The following is a 15831-nucleotide window of genomic DNA, read 5'->3' as shown; positions in this document are numbered from 1 at the left end:
GACCGCACCAGCAAACCCACAGTCCGTCCCCCTTGCCCTCACCGTCATACGCGGGCGCCATTGTGCCGGATCTTTCCTGTCAACGGCACCCGACCATCGCCGGTTGAGCCTGCCAGAGGGGGTCTGAGCCCGGTGTGAAGTCGGTGTCTGGGCCAACCGGGTTGATCTATACGGCCGAACGGGCGATTTGAGCGGAACTCGGCTGGGTACTTGAGACGTTGAAGGCTTTGGAAGCACCCGCTCGCGGAAGGTTCGCCATGGCAGGACTGTTCAAGAAGTTGACCGTGCTGGCCGGCGCGGCGGAGGCCGCCCGCCGGTACGCCAGGAAGAATCCTGAGAAGGTCGCCCGGATGGCCGACAAGGCCGGCAAGTTCGTTGACCGGCAGACAAAGGGCAAGTACCACCACCAGATCGAGAACGCGGTCCGCAAGGTTCGGCGTCCGGGTCCGGGTGGACAACACGGTCCGAGTGGTCAGCACGGTCCCTACTGACTTTGGTGAAGAGGAGGGCGGCCTTCGGGCCGCCTTTTTCTTTGCTTTGGTTCGGTCTTCGGCTTGGCTAAGGTGTTTGCCTTGGCTCGCTCTTTGGCTTGCTCTTTTGCTTCGGGTTCCAGCTTCGTTTGCCCTATTTCCAGCTAGGTTCTTGGTTTGGCTTTTGTTTCGGGGTTCTTCGGTGCCCGCCACGGCTCGATTTGACTTGGGGCCCCTGCGGCGCGCTCGGGAAGGAAGCCGGGGAGTCCCCCTTCGTTCCGCATCATTTTTCCTTCGTGGCGCGTGGGGCCTCCCCGCACCGGACAGTTTAAGCGCGCCGCTACCCCAAGTAAAATCGAGCCTTCGCTCGGGGATGGGTTGCTTTTCTTTTGCGGTTTCCTCCTGCTTCGTCACGCTGTTTCTGATACACTGGACGTATGTTCGAAACGCGCTCTCTGGGTCGCGAGCAAGTCCTTTCCCGGCTTGCCCGCAACGCCCGGGTACGCGCTTCACTCGACGCCGAGGACGCTTGCTTGTTGGCGCGGTTCGCGGAATTGTCACCACCCAACCGGGACGGTATTCGGGTTGCGGATGGCGCTGCCGAGGAGATCGCTATCGAGACCCGGGTGAGTCCGCGGGTGGCGTTGGCGAAACTGTTGCAGGCTCAGGAGATGGTCAACCGGCTGCCTGCCACCTTGGCTGCGTTGGAGGCTGGGGATATCGACGCCGACCGTGCCGCCACCATGACCAAACAGACTGCGGTGCTGTCGGATGACCAGGCGCGGTGGGTGGAACAGCGGGTGTTGGAACGGGGGCCGAGGGCTGATCACTCCCGGTTTCGGCGTGCGGTGCGTGACACCGTCACCCGCGCCGACGTCACAGCCGCCGACCAACGACGCCAGCGCGCCCGCGAGGAAGAGCGTGGCATCACCATGGTCGACCTGCCCGACGGCCTGGCGCAGTTGAAGATCACCCTGGACGCCGCCGAAGCGCTGACCGCGTTCAACCAGATCGACGCGTTGGCTAAGCAGCGCAAGACCAGGGACCGGTCGCTGAAGCAGTGCCGGGCGGATGTGTTCATCGACCTGGTGGTGGGCAAGGACATCAAGCGTCCTGTTATCGCCACCAATGTGGTGGTGCCGATGGCCACCCTGGCCGGGTTGACCGAGCAGCCGGGTGAGCTGTCCGGGTATGGCGCGATCACCGCTGAGCACGCCCGCGAACTAACCCACGACAGCACCTGGCGCCGCATCCTCACCGACCCCGCAGGCCATGTCCTGGAAGTCAGCCACCGCAGGTTCGCGCCACCCTCGCTGAAGCGCCACATCCAACTGCGCGACCGCCAATGCCGACAACCCGGCTGCGAAGAACCCGCCGAACGCACCGAAATCGACCACACCCAACGCCACACCGACCACGGCGAAACCAGCCACGGCAACCTCGCCGCCCTCTGCAAGAAACACAACCTACTGAAAGAGCGAAGCACCTGGAAGATCGAACAACCCCACCCAGGAACACTCACCTTCACCACACCAAGCGGAAAAACCCACACCACGCAGCCGGAACCCTACGAGTTGGAATAAGCGAGCAAAACGGAAAGCCGGGTATGGCGCGAAAAGCGGGCGAAGCGCAAGGCAAGGTATGGGGTGTGGTGGGCGAAGCGAAGGCTCGATTTTACTTGGGGTAGCGGCGCGCTTAAACTGTCCGGTGCGGGGAGGCCCCTCGCGCCACGAAGGATAAATAATGCGGAACGAAGGGGGACTCCCCGGCTTCCTCCCCGAGCGCGCCGCAGGGGCCCCCAAGTCAAATCGAGCCGCAGCAGGCACCAAAGGCAGAAATAAAAGCCAAAGGAAAAGAAACCCAGCTGAAAACTAAAATGAAGCCGCAAAGCCCTCTAAGCCCGAATTCCCTCAATCAAAGCATCAAGGAACATATCCGCAACCTCATCCGGACTCAACTTCCCATCCGGCTCAAACCACAAATAAGTATAATTGAGCATCCCAAGAATACCCTTCACCAGCAGCGGCGGAGTCTTCCGCAACACCCCGTCCCGAACCCCACTACTCAGCGCCTGCCGCCAATACCCCTCATACCTCTCCCGAGCCGTCAGCACGTGATCGCGCCACTCCCCCGTCAGCGCGGTGTACTCCCGGAAGAACACCGCCCACTCCGCACGGTGCTCCGCGATGTTCCGCAGCAACCCCCGTGCCATCTGCCGAAGCAGCTCTTCCGCCTCCAGGCCTTGGTCCAGCAGCTCTTCGGCGTAGCTGTTCATCTTGTCGACTTGGTCTTTGCTGATCGCGTAGAGAACCGCTTCCTTGCTCCCGATGTAGTGGTACAGCGCGCCTCGGCCCAGGCCGACCGCTTGTCCAAGCTCGGTCATGCCGGTGCCGTGGTAGCCGTTGCGGGCGAAGAGGTCCGCGGCGATCGCGATCACGCGTGCGCGGTTCGTGTCGAAACTCGTTGCCGTCATGCCCCCACCTCACGTCGTGGACCGAACGATCCACAGGTTATCGACTCGACGGCGTCATTTCTTCAACCGTCTGCTGCCGGCGTGCCAGTCTTCCTGGATGCCCACTTCACCTGGGCGAACGCCGAAGGACGGCAGCTGTGGCTGCTCGCGCATGCTGCGCTTCAGCTCGGCGAATCCGGGAAAACGCCCGAGTGCGATCACGTGCTCCCACAGTTCGAGCGCCTCGGTCTCGTCAGGCAGACGGCTGATCACCGGCCCGAACAGGGCGTTGCCGTCGGGCGGCGCGAAGTGCAGGATCGGGGTTCCGACGTCTTTGCCGGTCAGGCTCAGTGCCTCGTCGGTTTCGGCCTGGATCACCGAGTCCCAGGAAGCGTCCTCCAACGCGGAGGCGTAGTCCGCTGGCAATCCGTTACGGGTCAACGCTTCGGTCGCCAGAGCGTGCGTGCCGCGGTGCACTGCGGCCGCGCTGCCACCCGGCACGGGTTCGCGTTCGAACGTTTCCTCGCCCAGCACCTTGTAGAACGCACCGAGCGGTTCGCTGCCGTGCTCGTCGCGGATTCGCGCCGCCACGCGTAGCAGCTTCAGTCCCGCGGTGTGTGAAGCCTCGTATTCCGGTGGGAAGTGGGCGTCGTAGTCGACGTTGGCGTTGATCAGCCGCAGCGAGATGAACCGCCAGTCCACGTGGTAATCGCGCTGCCGTTGGACGATCCGTACCCACTTGCTGGTCATCCACGCGAACGGGCACACCGGGTCGAAGTAGAAGTGCAGATCAGCATCGGCCATGCCCCGAGGCTACTCCCCGCCACCATCCTACGCCAGACCGATCGGTCCAAGCCGTGGGTAATTCACCTGACGAAGCTCAAGACGCTGGCAAGATTTCTTGGACCGATCGGTACACAACTGCTTGTTGTCGATCACCTTCGCGTGTTACACCTGACACCTCGGCTACCCGGGCCAACCGCCGAATCTCCGCACCTCACCTCGGAGGTCCTTGTGACAGTCCAAACAGGAGCCGGCCAACGCCTGCGGCCGTTGCGGGTCGCGTTCGCCAGTTTCATCGGCACCGCCATCGAGTGGTACGACTTCTTCCTCTTCGGCGCCGCCGCGACCCTCGTCTTCAACACGCAGTTCTTCCCCACGCTGAGCCCATTGGCGGGCACACTGGCCGCCTTCGCGGCTTTCGGCGTCGCGTTCGTCGCCCGCCCCTTGGGCGGCATCGTCTTCGGGCACTTCGGTGACCGGATCGGTCGCAAGCGCATGCTGATCATCTCGCTGATGCTGATGGGTGGCAGCACTGTCGCAATCGGACTGCTGCCGACGCACGCCCAAATCGGCATCGCGGCGCCGTTGCTCCTGGTCGTGGTTCGGCTGTTGCAGGGGTTCGCGGTCGGCGGCGAGTGGGGCGGTGCCGTCCTGATGGCGGTCGAACACGCTCCCCCGCAGCGACGCGCCTTCTACGGCAGTTTCCCGCAAGCAGGCGTGCCCGCAGGACTCGTCCTGTCTGCCGCTGCATTCCTTGCCGTACAGCAGCTTCCGAAGGAACAACTGCTCAGCTGGGGATGGCGGCTGCCGTTCCTCGCGAGCGCGCTTTTGCTGTTCGTCGGCCTCTATGTACGGTCACGCCTCGAGGAATCACCTGAGTTCGAGAAGGTCAGCACGGCCGGGCGGGTCTCGTCGTTCCCATTACGGGACACCCTGCGCCGTTCGCCGCGCGCAGTCCTCGTCGGCATCTTCACCCAAGCCGCCGCCAACATCCCGTTCTACGTGGTGACCGTGTTCGTGCTGTCGTACGCGACCACGCATGTCGGCATCTCACGCGGAACCGTGCTCACATGTCTCATCATCGCGGCACTACTCGACATCGCAGCCGTTCCGCTCGTCGCGATCCTGGCCGATCGGATCGGACGGCGGAAGGTCCTGCGAATCGGGGCGATCTATTCCGCAGTCGCCGCCTTCCCGTTCTTCTGGCTGGTCGACACAGGCTCCACCGTCGGCGTCCTGGTCTCGATGATTCTGTACGCGACGCTCGGGCACGCCCTGACGTACGGCGCGATCGCGGGCTTCCTGTCGGAGCTGTTCGACGCCAACCACCGCTACACCGGCGTGTCTGTCGCCTACCAGGTCGGTGGCCTGATCACGAGCGGACCCGCGCCGTTCATCGCCGCGGCGCTGTATGCCGGATTCAGCGGCTCGTGGGTCATCGCGCTGTACATCGTGATCGCGTGCGCCGTCACGTATGTGGCCTTGCTCGCGGCGCCGCGAACCTAGTCCGGGGTGCGTCGTGCCACCAGGCGGTCTGGTGGCACGTGGCCACCATCCGCGGCCACGAAGGCCAGCTGGGCGGGCGTCTCGGAGTCCTCGACCAGGAAACTCGGCGAGGTCCCGTCCGGGCGGGGCCGGAACTCCCGTCCCCACGCCCCCAGGGCCGCGATGACCAGGCTGAGGCTTCGTCCTGCGTCGGTCAGCACGTATTCGTCACGGGCGCGGGCACCGGTGTCCTGGTAGGTACGGCGGGTCATCAGACCCTCGTCGACCAGCAAAGCCAGTCGTTTGGCCAGGATGTTCGGCGCCACCCCGAGTGCATCCCGGAACTCCTGGAACCGCGTCGAGCCCAGGACGAGGGCGTCCCGCACGATCAACAACGTCCAGGTGTCGCCCAGCACTTCGAGGCTCCGTGCGATGGAGCAGGTCGAGTCTTTGCCGAGTGCCTTCGACATGGCTCCAGCATACGGGATGAGTTGCGGAAAGCTATCCAGCCTAGCTAGATTGCTTGAAGCAACTCAGCCTTGACTTTGGAGTACTCGTGCCCCGCCTCAGCACTCGCGGCAGTTTCTGGACCGCAGGCGCCGTGGTCGCGCTCGCTCTGTGGACCAGCGCGTGCCCGACCATGACCTACCCGCTGTACCAGGCCGGCTGGAACGTCTCGACGACCACGGTGACCTGGATTTTCGCGGCGTACCCGATCGCGCTCATCCCGGTGCTGATCATCTTCGGCGACCTGTCCGACCACATCGGGCGACGGGCGGCCATGGCGCTCGGCCTGCTCGCGGAACTCATCGGCGTGCTGCTGTTCACGGTGGCCACCGATGTGCCGTGGCTGCTTGTCGGCCGGGCGTTCATGGGCCTTGGCGTCGGGCTGTCGCTCAGCCCGGCCAACGTGGCGATGGTCGAGTTCAGCGCGCCCGGACAGGAGAAGCGGGCCGGAGCGATCGGCACGGCGATCTCCGCGCTCGGGATCGCCCTCGCGATGATCGTGGGCGGCGCGCTGACCGAGTACGCGCCTTACCCACTGCGACTGAATTTCGTCGTGCTGGCTGTCGCGATCGCCGTCGTCATCTGGTTCGTCCTCGGCACGCCCCGCCACACCCCCGACGAGACGACCGAGAAGTGGCGCGTACGGCCGATCATCATCCCGCGCGGCGGTCGCGGGATCTTCACGGCAGGCTCGCTGATCTTCGCCTCGTCGTTCTTGCTGGGCTCCATCGTCCTGCCGCTGGGCGCCAAGATCGCCCATCAACTCACCGGCTCGACCAACGCGCTGGTGACGGGCGCACTGTTGTCGGTCTTCGCCGCCTGCATCACGTTCAACGCGCTGCTCGCGCGGCGCTTGGCAGTCTGGACCATGCTCACGCTGGGCGCGCTCGGATCGATCGCGGCGGTGTGGTTGTTCGTCATCACCGGCGCGACGCACTCGTTGGTCGTGTTCTTCCTCGCGTCAGCCACCGCCGGCGCGGCGTACGCCTTCGATTTCGCCGGTGGCTTGACCGTCCTCAACAAGTACGCCGCACCGCACCATCGCGCGAGCATGGTTTCCGGTGGTTACCTGATCGGCTACCTCGCACAGGGCGTGGCAGCTCCTGTGCTTGGCACCATCGTCACCGGACAGGGACTGATGAGCGGACTATTCGACGGCGCCGCCGCATTCACCGTCTTCTTCGGTGTCGCACTCGTGACCGGTCTCATGGTGCTGCGGTCCGTCCACGGCAGGACACTCAGTTCGGAACGTCCGTTTCTGGCTCGAACAACATGAACCGCGGGCTACCGTTCACGTCCAGCTCGGCGGTCAGGACCTTGTCCTCGAGAAAACGCGCCGCCGTCTGGTCCAGGTACACCCTTGCCCCCTTCTGTGCGAGCACCTGGTCACCGTCGAATGGACAGTCCACAAGTTCGGCGCTCAGATTTGCTGTCCCAGGTGAGGTTTCCACCGCCGCGATGCGCACGCCCGAGGCGTCCGGCAGGTTGCTCGCTGACGTGATGGCGCTGACAACTTCAACTGCTACCGGGGTAAGCACAAGCATTGAGATCACCCTTTCGCCTAGCCTGGCACGGCCTATTCCTGGGGGTCTACCCAGGAAACACACCGCTGAACCGCCCGGAGTTTCGGCGCGGGCGATGCGTGGTAGCCGAAGTACAACACACATATCGAGCCAGAAGGGCATTTCGTGCTTCACCTTGTGCATCCGGTGCCCACCGAGCCGCCGACGCCCCTGCACCCAGGGCCGGAGCGGCCGATACCCGAGGAACCGGATCCCATCCCGCCCGCACCGGAACCGCCACCGCCAGGCCAGCCAGACCCGAACCCGGAAGAGCCGGTTCCAGTGTGATCCGTCCATGGGAGTCAGGATGTCCACAGTAGAGCGTCCGGTGATCGTCGCGGGTTACGACGGTTCGGCAACGGCACAGCAGGCCGTCATGTGGGCAGCCGCCGAAGCCACCAGCCGCAACTTCGGTCTCGTTGTCGTGCAGGCAGTCAGCCTTCCCGCTCTGCCGGAAATGGCATCAACGCCCGCAGGGTGGGTGACACCGCAGTTCAACGTCGACGAACAGCAGGCGTTGCTCGGCCACGCGGACAGTGAGCTGGAAAGCGTCGCAGCGGCGTGCCGCAAGGCACATCCCGGACTCGACGTCACGCCACGGGCCGTGTCCGGGCGTGGCCCGGAAACACTTGCCCAGATAGCGTCCGATGCGCAACTGCTGGTGATCGGGCCGTCTGGCCGCACCGCACTGCCCAGAGCCCTGCTCGGTTCAACGGCCGCCGAGCTCATGCACACCTACCGGCGTCCGATTGTGATCGTGCGTCATCCTGCCGAGCAGCCCGACGGCAAACGGGTCGTTGTGGGTGTCGACGGGTCGCAGACCAGCACCAACGCCATCGACTTCGCGTTCGATTTCGCCGACCGGCACGGGTATGACCTGCTGGCCGTGCATGCCTGGTCCGACCTTCCGCTTGACGCGTTGGCGCCCGTACGGACCTGGGACTACGCCTGGCAGGACATCCATGAGAAAGGCGAGCGGATGTTCGCCGAGTCGCTTGCCGGTCACCGGCAGCGGCATCCCAACGTCGACGTACGCCAGGTGATCTCCCCCGACCGGCCCACCCATGCGCTGCTCGAACATGCCCAGGACGCCGCGTTGCTCGTCGTCGGCAGCCACGGAAGAGGCATGCTGAAGCGAGCCCTGCTCGGCTCAGTCAGCCACGCTGTGGCGTACCACGCGCCATGTCCCGTCGCGATTGTGCGTCCGCCTGAGGATCCCGAGGCGGAATAGCGGGCGTGGGAGAGCAACCGTGAGTCAGGACGCGCCGAAAAGGCCCGTCCAACTCCCGCTGGCAGCCGCCGCGACGGTTGCCGGCACCTACCTCGGCGCCGCCGATTACCTGGGCTTACCCCACCCCGACCTGCCTGCGGCGATCGCGGTGCTGATCTTCGGCGCCGCGATCATCGGTGCCGCGTTCCTGCTGTCATGGGCGGCCGAGGCCGCGCAGGTGGACATCTCCGCCGGGTTGGCGATCGCGTTGCTGGCGATCGTCGCCGTCCTCCCGGAATACGCCGTCGACCTGGTGTTCACGTACCAAGCCGGGCAGGTCTTCGCCGAGCAAGGGCACTGTGTGACCGGGGGTGGCAATCCGTGCTCGCTCGCGTTGGCGAACATGACCGGCGCGAACCGGATCCTGGTCGGTTTCGGCTGGCCGTTGGTGGTCCTCGTCGCCAGTGTCGCCGCCGCCCGCGCGCGTTCGGACAACCCACGCCCCGGCCGCGTGGAGTTCAAACCCGCGATGTCGGTCGAACTCGCGTACTTGGGCGTGGCCACCGTGTACTCGCTGACCTTGCCGCTGCGGAGTTCACTCACGCTCATCGATGCCGTCGTGTTCGTGGCGATCTTCGCCTTGTACGCCTGGCGGCTCGCTCAGGCACCACCGGACAAGCCGGAACTGATCGGCGTGGCGGAATGGGTGGGCGGCAAGCCCAGGAAGTCGCGCCGGGGCTACGTGATCGGCATGTTCGCCGTGGCAGGCGTGATCATCCTGGCGTGTGCCGAGCATTTCGCCGAGAGCCTGGTCAGCACCGGCGAGCAACTGGGTGTCGACAAGTTCCTGCTCGTGCAATGGGTGGCACCGCTGGCCAGTGAGTCCCCTGAGCTCATCGTCGCCTGTCTGTACGCCGCACGCCTGAAGGCTTCGCAGTCCTTGGCGACGCTGCTTTCCAGCAAGGTCAACCAATGGACTCTCCTCGTCGGAACGATCCCGATCGTCTTCGCCCTGTCCGCGGGCACGTTCAGCGGTCTGCCGCTGGACGGCCACCAGCGCCTCGAACTGTTGCTCACCGCGGCCCAGTCGCTGTTCGCGGTGAGCATCCTGCTCGACCACGTGCTCACCGGCGCGGCCGCCGGAGTCCTTTTCGGACTGTTCGGCATCCAGTTCGCCGCCAGCATTGTGCTGTCCCCTGAAGCCAACCGGTGGGTCACGATCGTGTTGTCGGGCGTCTACATTGTCCTCGCGCTGCTCAGGTTGACACTGCGTTATCGGCACACCGGACGCACGTTCAAGGACGGCATCGTGACTCCGTTCGAGAAGCTCGGCAAGGTCTGACAGTCGCCGCATCACGCTCGGGTCACGTCATTCGTCGGCGAGCACCCGACCGTAACGGCGAAGGACCCGGGCACGCAGTCCTTGGTCGGACCTGGGCACCGGCTGGATGAAGATCTCGTCCAGGTCCGCGAACTCGGCCCGCAGGTCGTCGTCGATCCGGACACACGCTTGTTCCACGTCCCCGGCCGAATACGTGTCCACGAAGTCCACCCTGGCGCACAACAACACCCGGTCGGTGCCGGTCATCATCGTCAGCAGATCGACCACGTCATCGATCTCAGGTTGCTGTTCAAGCCGTTGCTCCACCGCACGGATCATCCGGACGTCGGCTTGCCTGCCGAGCAGCAACCGCCTGCTTGTCTGCAGCAGCAACAGCGCGACAATCGCGAGCAGGACACCGATCAGGATCGACGCGATACCGTCCCAGACCGCGGAGCCGGTCACCTGGTGCAGCGCGACGCCTACCGCGGCAAGCAGAATGCCGATCACGGCCGCACTGTCCTCTGTGAACACCGCACGAGGCGTCGGGTCATCGCTGCTTGCCAGCTGGTCACGGACCGACCGGTGATGGTCGGCCGCATCCTTCTTGACCTGGTGCGTCGCCCGGACCAAGGAAGTGCCTTCCATCACCAGCGCGATGCCGAGGACGATGTAGTTCACCCACACGTACTCGGTCTGCTCACCACCGGCGACAATGGTGTGAATGCCTTCGTACATCGAGTAAGCCGCACCGGAAACCATGATTCCCATGGCAGCCAGCAGCGACCAGAAGTAGCGCTCCTTGCCGTAACCGAACGGGTAGCGGCGATCGGCCGGGCGCTGGGATCGACGGACCGCTGTGAGCAACAGGATCTGGGTGGACGTGTCCCCGAACGAGTGCGCGGCCTCGGAAAGCAGCGCACCCGATCCGGACAGCAGCCCAGCGATCAGCTTGGCGAAACCCACGCCCAGGTTCGCCGCCAGCGCGACCAAGACGGTGATCAGGCTGCGTTCCTTCTTGGCGCTCATGCGTTTTCTCCCTGGCACCGCGGACACCACACCGTGCCTCGCCCGTTCACCCGGCCATGCTTGAGCACCGTGCCACAGCGTGGGCAAGACCCGGACTCCTCGTCCCGGCGTCCGGTCAGCCATGATTTGCGCGACGGGACCCGTCCATCCTTGATGGACTGTTTGAGCACCGTGCCCATATTGGCGTGCAGCCTCGCGAAATCACTGTTATCCAGTTCCGCGCACACCTGCCGGGGATGGATGCGAGCACGCCACAGGATTTCGTCGGCAAGCAGGTTGCCCAGCCCGGCCAGCACGGACTGGTCGACCAACGCCGCCTTGATCTGACGTTTCTGCCCGCCCAGTACGCCGCGGAGGTCGTCACGCGGCAGTTCGAGCGCATCAGGGCCGGTCCCGGCGAGCACTCGATCCGGTACTGCCAGCCGTAACCCCTGTAGCTTGCGCATGTCCCGGTAGGACAGATCACCGTTGTCGAACTGCAGCACGACACGGTCGTGCCGATGCCTGTCGCCTGCGGCCACCCAGAACAGCCCGCCGGTCATTCCGAAGTGGAGGATCAGGGCCGGTTTGCCCCCGGTCACCGGGACGACCAACCATTTGCCGTGCCGCCACGGCTTGCCCAACGACGCTCCCGTCAGCGCCTGTTCCAATCGGGAAACGCTCACACCCCGCAGCACACCGCGGTCGAACACGCTGACGCCCTTGATCCGGCGTCCCGTCGCGTGATCAGCCAGCACGCGACGGAAGCCCTCGACGTCAGGCAGTTCGGGCACCCTTGTGGGTACCCGCTCGACACAGATGGCAATCCGGCCCCCGGTTTGCCGATCGCGAGGGCCGGTGTGCGCCGCTGGTTCAGCCGAGCCGCTTGGTGAGCATCTCCTTGCCCTTCTCGGCGCCCTTGCGGCTCTCTTCCTGCGCGCGGCGGAAGAAGTCGGCGAGCTCGTTGTCGTTCGCGCGCTCCGCGTCCTGGATGTAGGTCTCCAGGCGCAGGACGTTGCTCAGGCACGACTCGACGAACCAGATGATGTTGTAGTCCTTGTCCTTCGTACCAGTGACTTGACCAGTCTCCGTGCTCGACACGGTTTCTCCTCTCGTCGGCTACCCAACGCATACCCATGCAGTGATCCACTACACGCGGGCGCCGACGTGGGAATACGCAGCTTCACTCGGTACTGGACGTACGCCGCATGATCAGCACGGCGGTGTCGTCCTCCGGCGGATGTGCCTGGGTCAAAGCCGACATGACGGCCGCGCTCACTATCTCGGCTGGTCGGGCGTCGACCGCGGCCTTCAATTTCTCGAGCCCGGTGTCCAGCGTCCACTCGCGCCGCTCCACCAGACCGTCGGTGTAGAAGCAGACGACCGCGTCTGGCGGCACGTCGATCTCGGTGGTGTGGCGCATCGAGTCGAACCGCACACCGATCGGCGGGTCCGCCGGCATTTCGAGCAACCGCGTGGGATGCCCAGGAGCGGCCAGCACCGGCGGCGGATGTCCGGCAAGTGACACCCGGATCCGCTCAAAAGACGGTTCGACGACCGCGTACAGGACCGTGGCCATGGCACCTGGCTCGAAATGCGACGCCTTTCGGTTGAGTTTGTCCAACACGTCCGCCGGGTCGTCGACCTGAAGCAACGCGTACGCCCGCAGGGCGCTGCGCAGCCGGCCCATCACCACCGCGGCCGGCAGCCCGTGCCCGACGACGTCACCCATCACGATGCCCCACCAGCCGCCAGGCAGCGGGAACACGTCGTACCAGTCGCCGCCGACCCGCAGGTCAGCGCCGGGAACGTAACGTGCGGCGAACTCCAGCCCGTCCAGCCGAGGCAACCGGGTCGGCAACAGGCTGCGCTGCAGCGCGGCGGCGGTGGCCCGCTCGGTTCGCGAGACCTGGGCCTGCGTGGCCAGCGCGATCCGGTCTGCGACGAGTTGGAGCAGTTGCACGTCGTGGTCGGTGAAGTCGCGCTGCGCGTACGTGCCGACGTGGACGACACCGACGAGTTCGCCCGCGGCGACCATCGGCACTCCCAGCAGCGCGTGCAGGCCCTTCTCCCAGAGCAGGGGGTTCACCACGGTCGAGGAGTCGACGTGGTCGATCCGCACCGGCTTGCGCTGCGCGGCCACCTGCCCTGCGAACCCGGTACCGAGCGGAATCCGGACGCCTTGGCGGACCTCTTCCTCGAACCCGGCCGCCGCGGTCGCCACCAGCTCCGCCGACGACTGGTTGTACAGCAGCACCGTCGCGGTGTCCGCGGTGAGCAGCTCGCGCACCCGTTCGAGGAGTTCCTGCAGCAGTTTTTCAAGGTCGAGGTGGGACAGCGCGGAGTCGGTCACGCTCTCGATCCGCTGTAGCTGATCCTCAGCACCAGGCCCCTCCACCACCTGGTCAGATTAGTGCACGCCCTGCCAACAGCAAATTCAGCCTCACGGGGATCCCGCTGCTCCGCAGTGGACGGCGAGTTTCGGCCCGGAACGGTTCGGCAATTCGTTGGTATGACACAGAGCAGGCGGCCGATCGCTCGGCACGGTGACCACCGACGTGCCTGCCGGATGGACCGCTTGCCGTGGGCGCGCTGGCACTGGCTGGTCTTGGCCGGGCTGGGCACCGTGTGGATCCTCTCGAAGTCACGATTGTCGGCGCGCTCGCCGAACGGTTGACCGAACCTGGCCGTGGACTCGCTCTCACCGACTCCGAGGTCGGCCTGGCCGCATCGATGTACGTAGCCGGCGCGGTCTTGGGTTCGCTGTTGTTCGGGTACCTCACCGACCGGTTGGGCCGCAAGAAGCTGTTCCTGGCGACGCTCGGGCTCTATCTGGCGGCGACCACGGCCACCGCGTTCTCGTTCGACGTCTGGTTTTTCGTTCTGATGCGATTCCTGACCGGTGCCGGGGTCGGTGGCGAGTACGCCGCGATCAACTCGGCCATCGACGAACTCGTCCCGGCCAGGCTCCGCGCGACGGTGTCATTGGCCGTCAACGGTTCCTACTGGGGAGGCGCCGCCGTCGGCGCCGCGTTGACCCGGCTGTTGCTCGACCCCGCGATGTTCTCCGCCGACGTCGGCTGGCGAGTCGCATTCGGACTAGGTGCGGTACTCGGTTTGGTCATCCTGCTTGTCCACCGTCACCTGCCAGGCCAGCACCGGATTCGGTGAGATCGCACGAACCGTCCTGCGCACTTACCCGCGACGGACGCTACTCGGGCTGGCCCTCTTCATCGGCCAGGCTTTCCTTTACAACGCAGTGTATTTCACGTTCGCACTCGTGCTCACGACGTTCTTCGGCGTTCCGAGCGCGCAGTCCGGGTTGTACCTCATCGCGTTGGCAGTGGGCAGTTTGATCGGCCCGCTCGTGCTCGGCCGGCTGTTCGACAGCATCGGTCGTCGAACGATGATCAGCGTCAGCTACTTGGGATCCGGCGTGCTGCTGATCACCACGGCGTGGATGTTCTCCGCCGGTGTGCTGTCGGCGTGGACGCTGACCGGTGCGTGGGCCGTGATCTTCTTCTTCGCCTCGTCCGGCGCTGGGTGTCGAGGCCGCCCGCCGCTCGTTGGAGGACGTCGCGACACCACTTTCGGCGCAACGGGTCGCCCCCCGCGTACGGCAGTGACTGAGCCTTATTCCTCCTTGTCCGGCGGGAGGAAGCCGTGCTCGGACAGGTCGAACCAGTTGCCTTCCGGGTCGATCGCACGGTACTCGGCGAACGGCCGGTCGGTCGGCCTGGTCACCGGCCTTGGCACGCCCGCGGCCACCATTCTGTCCGACACCGCCGCGACATCGGCGACCGCGAAGCCGAAGTGGTTGAAGCCCACCGGTGTCTCGCTGTCGAGCTGGTGCTGGATCAACGCCAGGTTGATGTAGCCGTCGGTCAGGAAGTGGCTGCCGTCCGGATCGACGTGGAAGACCTCCATCCGCAGCTGCTCACGGTAGAAGTCCGCGATCTTGGCGGCGTCCCGCACGACGAACGCGATGTGGCGCAGCTTGGGCCTGCTCAACGGGTACCTCCAGGGATCATGTTGTGGAACGCGACGATCGACCAGCCCGCCCGGCCGCACCGGACGACCGCTTGGGCATGGGTGGTGATTCCCGCCGGGTACACCGTGGTGGTGGCGTGCACGAGGCACAGTCCCTCGGCCAGCTCCCGGACCAGCCGGACCTCGGGTTTGAGCAGGGTGCCCTGGTAGATCGTGGTGAAGAGCGCGGCGTGGGACTTCTCGACCGCGTCCCGGCCGTGGTGTTCCTCGCCGCGTACGGTGACGAACTCGACCTCGGGGTCGAAGACTGTGGCGAACGCCTGCGCGTCGCCAGCGGCCCATGCTTCGGACATCACGTCCCAGAGCGCACTGATCTCTTGATGCGTCACGCGGACTCCTTGTGCGAGAGGGAAACTCCCGCGTGCACCCGCACCGGGATCTGGGCACAGTCGGGCTGCCACGCGGCGAGAGTGTGGTAGAGCCTGCCGTGCAGGCGTTCGACGTAACACACCACGTTGACCGGCCACCCGCTTGCGCGGAACACGTACTCGTCCATCGGTGTGGGCTGTTCGCAGAGCGGATGCGCTCGGGCAGCCTCGGGACCGAGCCGGTGCCAGTCCGGATGCATGTGGATGGAGCCAAGGATCTCCTGGTCTCGTGCCTCGGCGGCGCGCGAGATGTGCAGCAGGTCGATGGGGTCGAACCACCAGGCGCGCACCGGGTTCTCGTACGCCGCACCGAAAGTGGGCACGATCACCGCCGCGAATTCCTCGCGTGCGGCCGGATCGGTCGTCCTGGCGTTGCGGCCGAACTCGATGCGCTCCACGATGTGCGCGCCGTCGACCGTATGCCCGACGAGCACGGCGAAGCACGGTCTGGGTTCGTCCGGCGTGATGGCCTCGTACTGCCTGGCCGCGGTGTCGAGGAACGGCCGCAGCACCCGGTCGGACAGCAGCACCACGGGTGCCCTGTTCGGCATCGGAAATCCTCATCTGTGCAGGGGGTTTCGGACACACAACCACGGACCGGCGATCACAGCGGGA

General features: G+C 65.4%; 19 protein-coding genes. 7 read left to right on the top strand and 12 right to left on the bottom strand.

The features are described from left to right. Window positions 1-257: 257 nt before the first annotated feature. On the top strand, window positions 258-491 hold the full coding sequence (locus B9C43_RS30175) for an antitoxin (RefSeq protein ID WP_033381783.1): 234 nt from the start codon (window positions 258-260) through the stop codon (window positions 489-491). Between the two features lie 416 nt (window positions 492-907). Continuing rightward, complete coding sequence (locus B9C43_RS30170; protein ID WP_084430292.1) at window positions 908-2053, top strand: HNH endonuclease signature motif containing protein; 1146 nt, start codon at window positions 908-910, stop codon at window positions 2051-2053. A gap of 311 nt (window positions 2054-2364) precedes the next feature. On the opposite strand, the gene B9C43_RS30165 is transcribed toward B9C43_RS30170, so the two are convergent. Continuing rightward, window positions 2365-2943 (bottom strand): TetR/AcrR family transcriptional regulator, encoded by a 579-nt coding sequence (locus B9C43_RS30165; protein WP_084430291.1) that lies wholly within the window; start codon window positions 2941-2943, stop codon window positions 2365-2367. 54 nt (window positions 2944-2997) lie between these two features. Beyond that, entirely contained in the window at window positions 2998-3726 is a 729-nt protein-coding gene (locus tag B9C43_RS30160; protein ID WP_084430290.1) for a mycothiol-dependent nitroreductase Rv2466c family protein, read from the bottom strand. 210 nt (window positions 3727-3936) lie between these two features. Here B9C43_RS30160 and B9C43_RS30155 point away from each other — a divergent pair, with 210 nt between their 5' ends. Next, window positions 3937-5211: an MFS transporter gene (locus B9C43_RS30155; protein WP_084430289.1), complete on the top strand. Its 1275-nt coding sequence runs from the start codon at window positions 3937-3939 to the stop codon at window positions 5209-5211. Here B9C43_RS30155 and B9C43_RS30150 read toward each other — a convergent pair. Next, on the bottom strand, window positions 5208-5660 hold the full coding sequence (locus tag B9C43_RS30150) for a winged helix-turn-helix transcriptional regulator (RefSeq protein WP_033391261.1): 453 nt from the start codon (window positions 5658-5660) through the stop codon (window positions 5208-5210). The two genes, B9C43_RS30155 and B9C43_RS30150, sit on opposite strands and share 4 nt — an antisense overlap. Window positions 5661-5746: 86 nt before the next feature. Here B9C43_RS30150 and B9C43_RS30145 point away from each other — a divergent pair, with 86 nt between their 5' ends. Continuing rightward, entirely contained in the window at window positions 5747-6973 is a 1227-nt protein-coding gene (locus tag B9C43_RS30145; protein ID WP_143446683.1) for an MFS transporter, read from the top strand. Here the strand turns inward: B9C43_RS30145 and B9C43_RS30140 are convergent. Next, window positions 6936-7241, bottom strand: a complete 306-nt coding sequence (locus tag B9C43_RS30140; RefSeq protein ID WP_033391259.1) for a hypothetical protein — start codon at window positions 7239-7241, stop codon at window positions 6936-6938. The genes B9C43_RS30145 and B9C43_RS30140 overlap by 38 nt on opposite strands. 325 nt (window positions 7242-7566) lie before the next feature. On the opposite strand from B9C43_RS30140, the gene B9C43_RS30135 reads away from it, so the two are divergent. Together B9C43_RS30135 and B9C43_RS30130 are read left to right on the top strand one after the other, a co-directional pair. Beyond that, window positions 7567-8490 (top strand): universal stress protein, encoded by a 924-nt coding sequence (locus B9C43_RS30135; RefSeq protein ID WP_084430417.1) that lies wholly within the window; start codon window positions 7567-7569, stop codon window positions 8488-8490. Window positions 8491-8509: 19 nt separating this feature from the next. Further along, window positions 8510-9811, top strand: coding sequence for a sodium:proton exchanger (locus tag B9C43_RS30130; RefSeq protein WP_084430287.1), 1302 nt, complete (start codon window positions 8510-8512; stop codon window positions 9809-9811). A gap of 27 nt (window positions 9812-9838) precedes the next feature. On the opposite strand, the gene B9C43_RS30125 is transcribed toward B9C43_RS30130, so the two are convergent. From B9C43_RS30125 to B9C43_RS30110, 4 genes are all read right to left on the bottom strand, one after another. Next, complete coding sequence (locus B9C43_RS30125; protein WP_084430286.1) at window positions 9839-10819, bottom strand: cation diffusion facilitator family transporter; 981 nt, start codon at window positions 10817-10819, stop codon at window positions 9839-9841. Then, the gene (locus tag B9C43_RS30120; RefSeq protein ID WP_084430285.1) at window positions 10816-11592 is read right to left on the bottom strand and encodes an Fpg/Nei family DNA glycosylase; all 777 of its coding nucleotides are present in this window, start codon (window positions 11590-11592) and stop codon (window positions 10816-10818) included. The genes B9C43_RS30125 and B9C43_RS30120 overlap by 4 nt, the downstream gene beginning before the upstream one ends. A gap of 79 nt (window positions 11593-11671) precedes the next feature. Next, a complete protein-coding gene (locus tag B9C43_RS30115) occupies window positions 11672-11899 on the bottom strand; it encodes a hypothetical protein (protein ID WP_033391255.1) in 228 nt (75 codons plus the stop codon). A gap of 82 nt (window positions 11900-11981) precedes the next feature. Beyond that, window positions 11982-13199: a PP2C family protein-serine/threonine phosphatase gene (locus B9C43_RS30110; RefSeq protein WP_033391254.1), complete on the bottom strand. Its 1218-nt coding sequence runs from the start codon at window positions 13197-13199 to the stop codon at window positions 11982-11984. 182 nt (window positions 13200-13381) lie between these two features. Here B9C43_RS30110 and B9C43_RS57670 point away from each other — a divergent pair, with 182 nt between their 5' ends. Continuing rightward, window positions 13382-13969, top strand: a complete 588-nt coding sequence (locus B9C43_RS57670) for an MFS transporter (protein ID WP_200825742.1) — start codon at window positions 13382-13384, stop codon at window positions 13967-13969. A 249-nt stretch (window positions 13970-14218) separates the two neighbouring features. Here the strand turns inward: B9C43_RS57670 and B9C43_RS57665 are convergent, their stop codons facing one another. Genes B9C43_RS57665 through B9C43_RS56910 form a run of 4 tightly spaced genes read right to left on the bottom strand, consistent with a single transcriptional unit; the run spans window position 14219 to window position 15767 of the window. Next, window positions 14219-14383 (bottom strand): hypothetical protein, encoded by a 165-nt coding sequence (locus B9C43_RS57665; RefSeq protein WP_200825741.1) that lies wholly within the window; start codon window positions 14381-14383, stop codon window positions 14219-14221. Window positions 14384-14431: 48 nt separating this feature from the next. Further along, window positions 14432-14809: a VOC family protein gene (locus B9C43_RS30100; protein ID WP_033391253.1), complete on the bottom strand. Its 378-nt coding sequence runs from the start codon at window positions 14807-14809 to the stop codon at window positions 14432-14434. Beyond that, window positions 14806-15177, bottom strand: coding sequence for an SgcJ/EcaC family oxidoreductase (locus B9C43_RS56915; RefSeq protein WP_084430283.1), 372 nt, complete (start codon window positions 15175-15177; stop codon window positions 14806-14808). The genes B9C43_RS30100 and B9C43_RS56915 overlap by 4 nt, the downstream gene beginning before the upstream one ends. Continuing rightward, entirely contained in the window at window positions 15174-15767 is a 594-nt protein-coding gene (locus B9C43_RS56910; protein WP_084430416.1) for an MPN domain-containing protein, read from the bottom strand. Before B9C43_RS56910 ends, B9C43_RS56915 begins: the two co-directional genes overlap by 4 nt. Between the last annotated feature and the right edge of the window lie 64 nt (window positions 15768-15831).

Origin of the sequence: Kibdelosporangium aridum (assembly GCF_900176515.1) — a bacterium.
Lineage (GTDB): Bacteria > Actinomycetota > Actinomycetes > Mycobacteriales > Pseudonocardiaceae > Kibdelosporangium > Kibdelosporangium aridum.
This window is presented reverse-complemented; position numbering and strand designations above follow the sequence as displayed.

What these genes read in the sequence shown, in the direction of transcription:
- B9C43_RS30175 (WP_033381783.1), top strand. Translation starts at nt 258, where the DNA reads ATGGCAGGACTGTTCAAGAAGTTGACCGTGCTGGCCGGCGCGGCGGAG.
- B9C43_RS30170 (WP_084430292.1), top strand. Translation starts at nt 908, where the DNA reads ATGTTCGAAACGCGCTCTCTGGGTCGCGAGCAAGTCCTTTCCCGGCTT.
- B9C43_RS30165 (WP_084430291.1), bottom strand. Translation starts at nt 2,943, where the DNA reads ATGACGGCAACGAGTTTCGACACGAACCGCGCACGCGTGATCGCGATC.
- B9C43_RS30160 (WP_084430290.1), bottom strand. Translation starts at nt 3,726, where the DNA reads ATGGCCGATGCTGATCTGCACTTCTACTTCGACCCGGTGTGCCCGTTC.
- B9C43_RS30150 (WP_033391261.1), bottom strand. Translation starts at nt 5,660, where the DNA reads ATGTCGAAGGCACTCGGCAAAGACTCGACCTGCTCCATCGCACGGAGC.
- B9C43_RS30140 (WP_033391259.1), bottom strand. Translation starts at nt 7,241, where the DNA reads ATGCTTGTGCTTACCCCGGTAGCAGTTGAAGTTGTCAGCGCCATCACG.
- B9C43_RS30135 (WP_084430417.1), top strand. Translation starts at nt 7,567, where the DNA reads ATGTCCACAGTAGAGCGTCCGGTGATCGTCGCGGGTTACGACGGTTCG.
- B9C43_RS30125 (WP_084430286.1), bottom strand. Translation starts at nt 10,819, where the DNA reads ATGAGCGCCAAGAAGGAACGCAGCCTGATCACCGTCTTGGTCGCGCTG.
- B9C43_RS56910 (WP_084430416.1), bottom strand. Translation starts at nt 15,767, where the DNA reads ATGCCGAACAGGGCACCCGTGGTGCTGCTGTCCGACCGGGTGCTGCGG.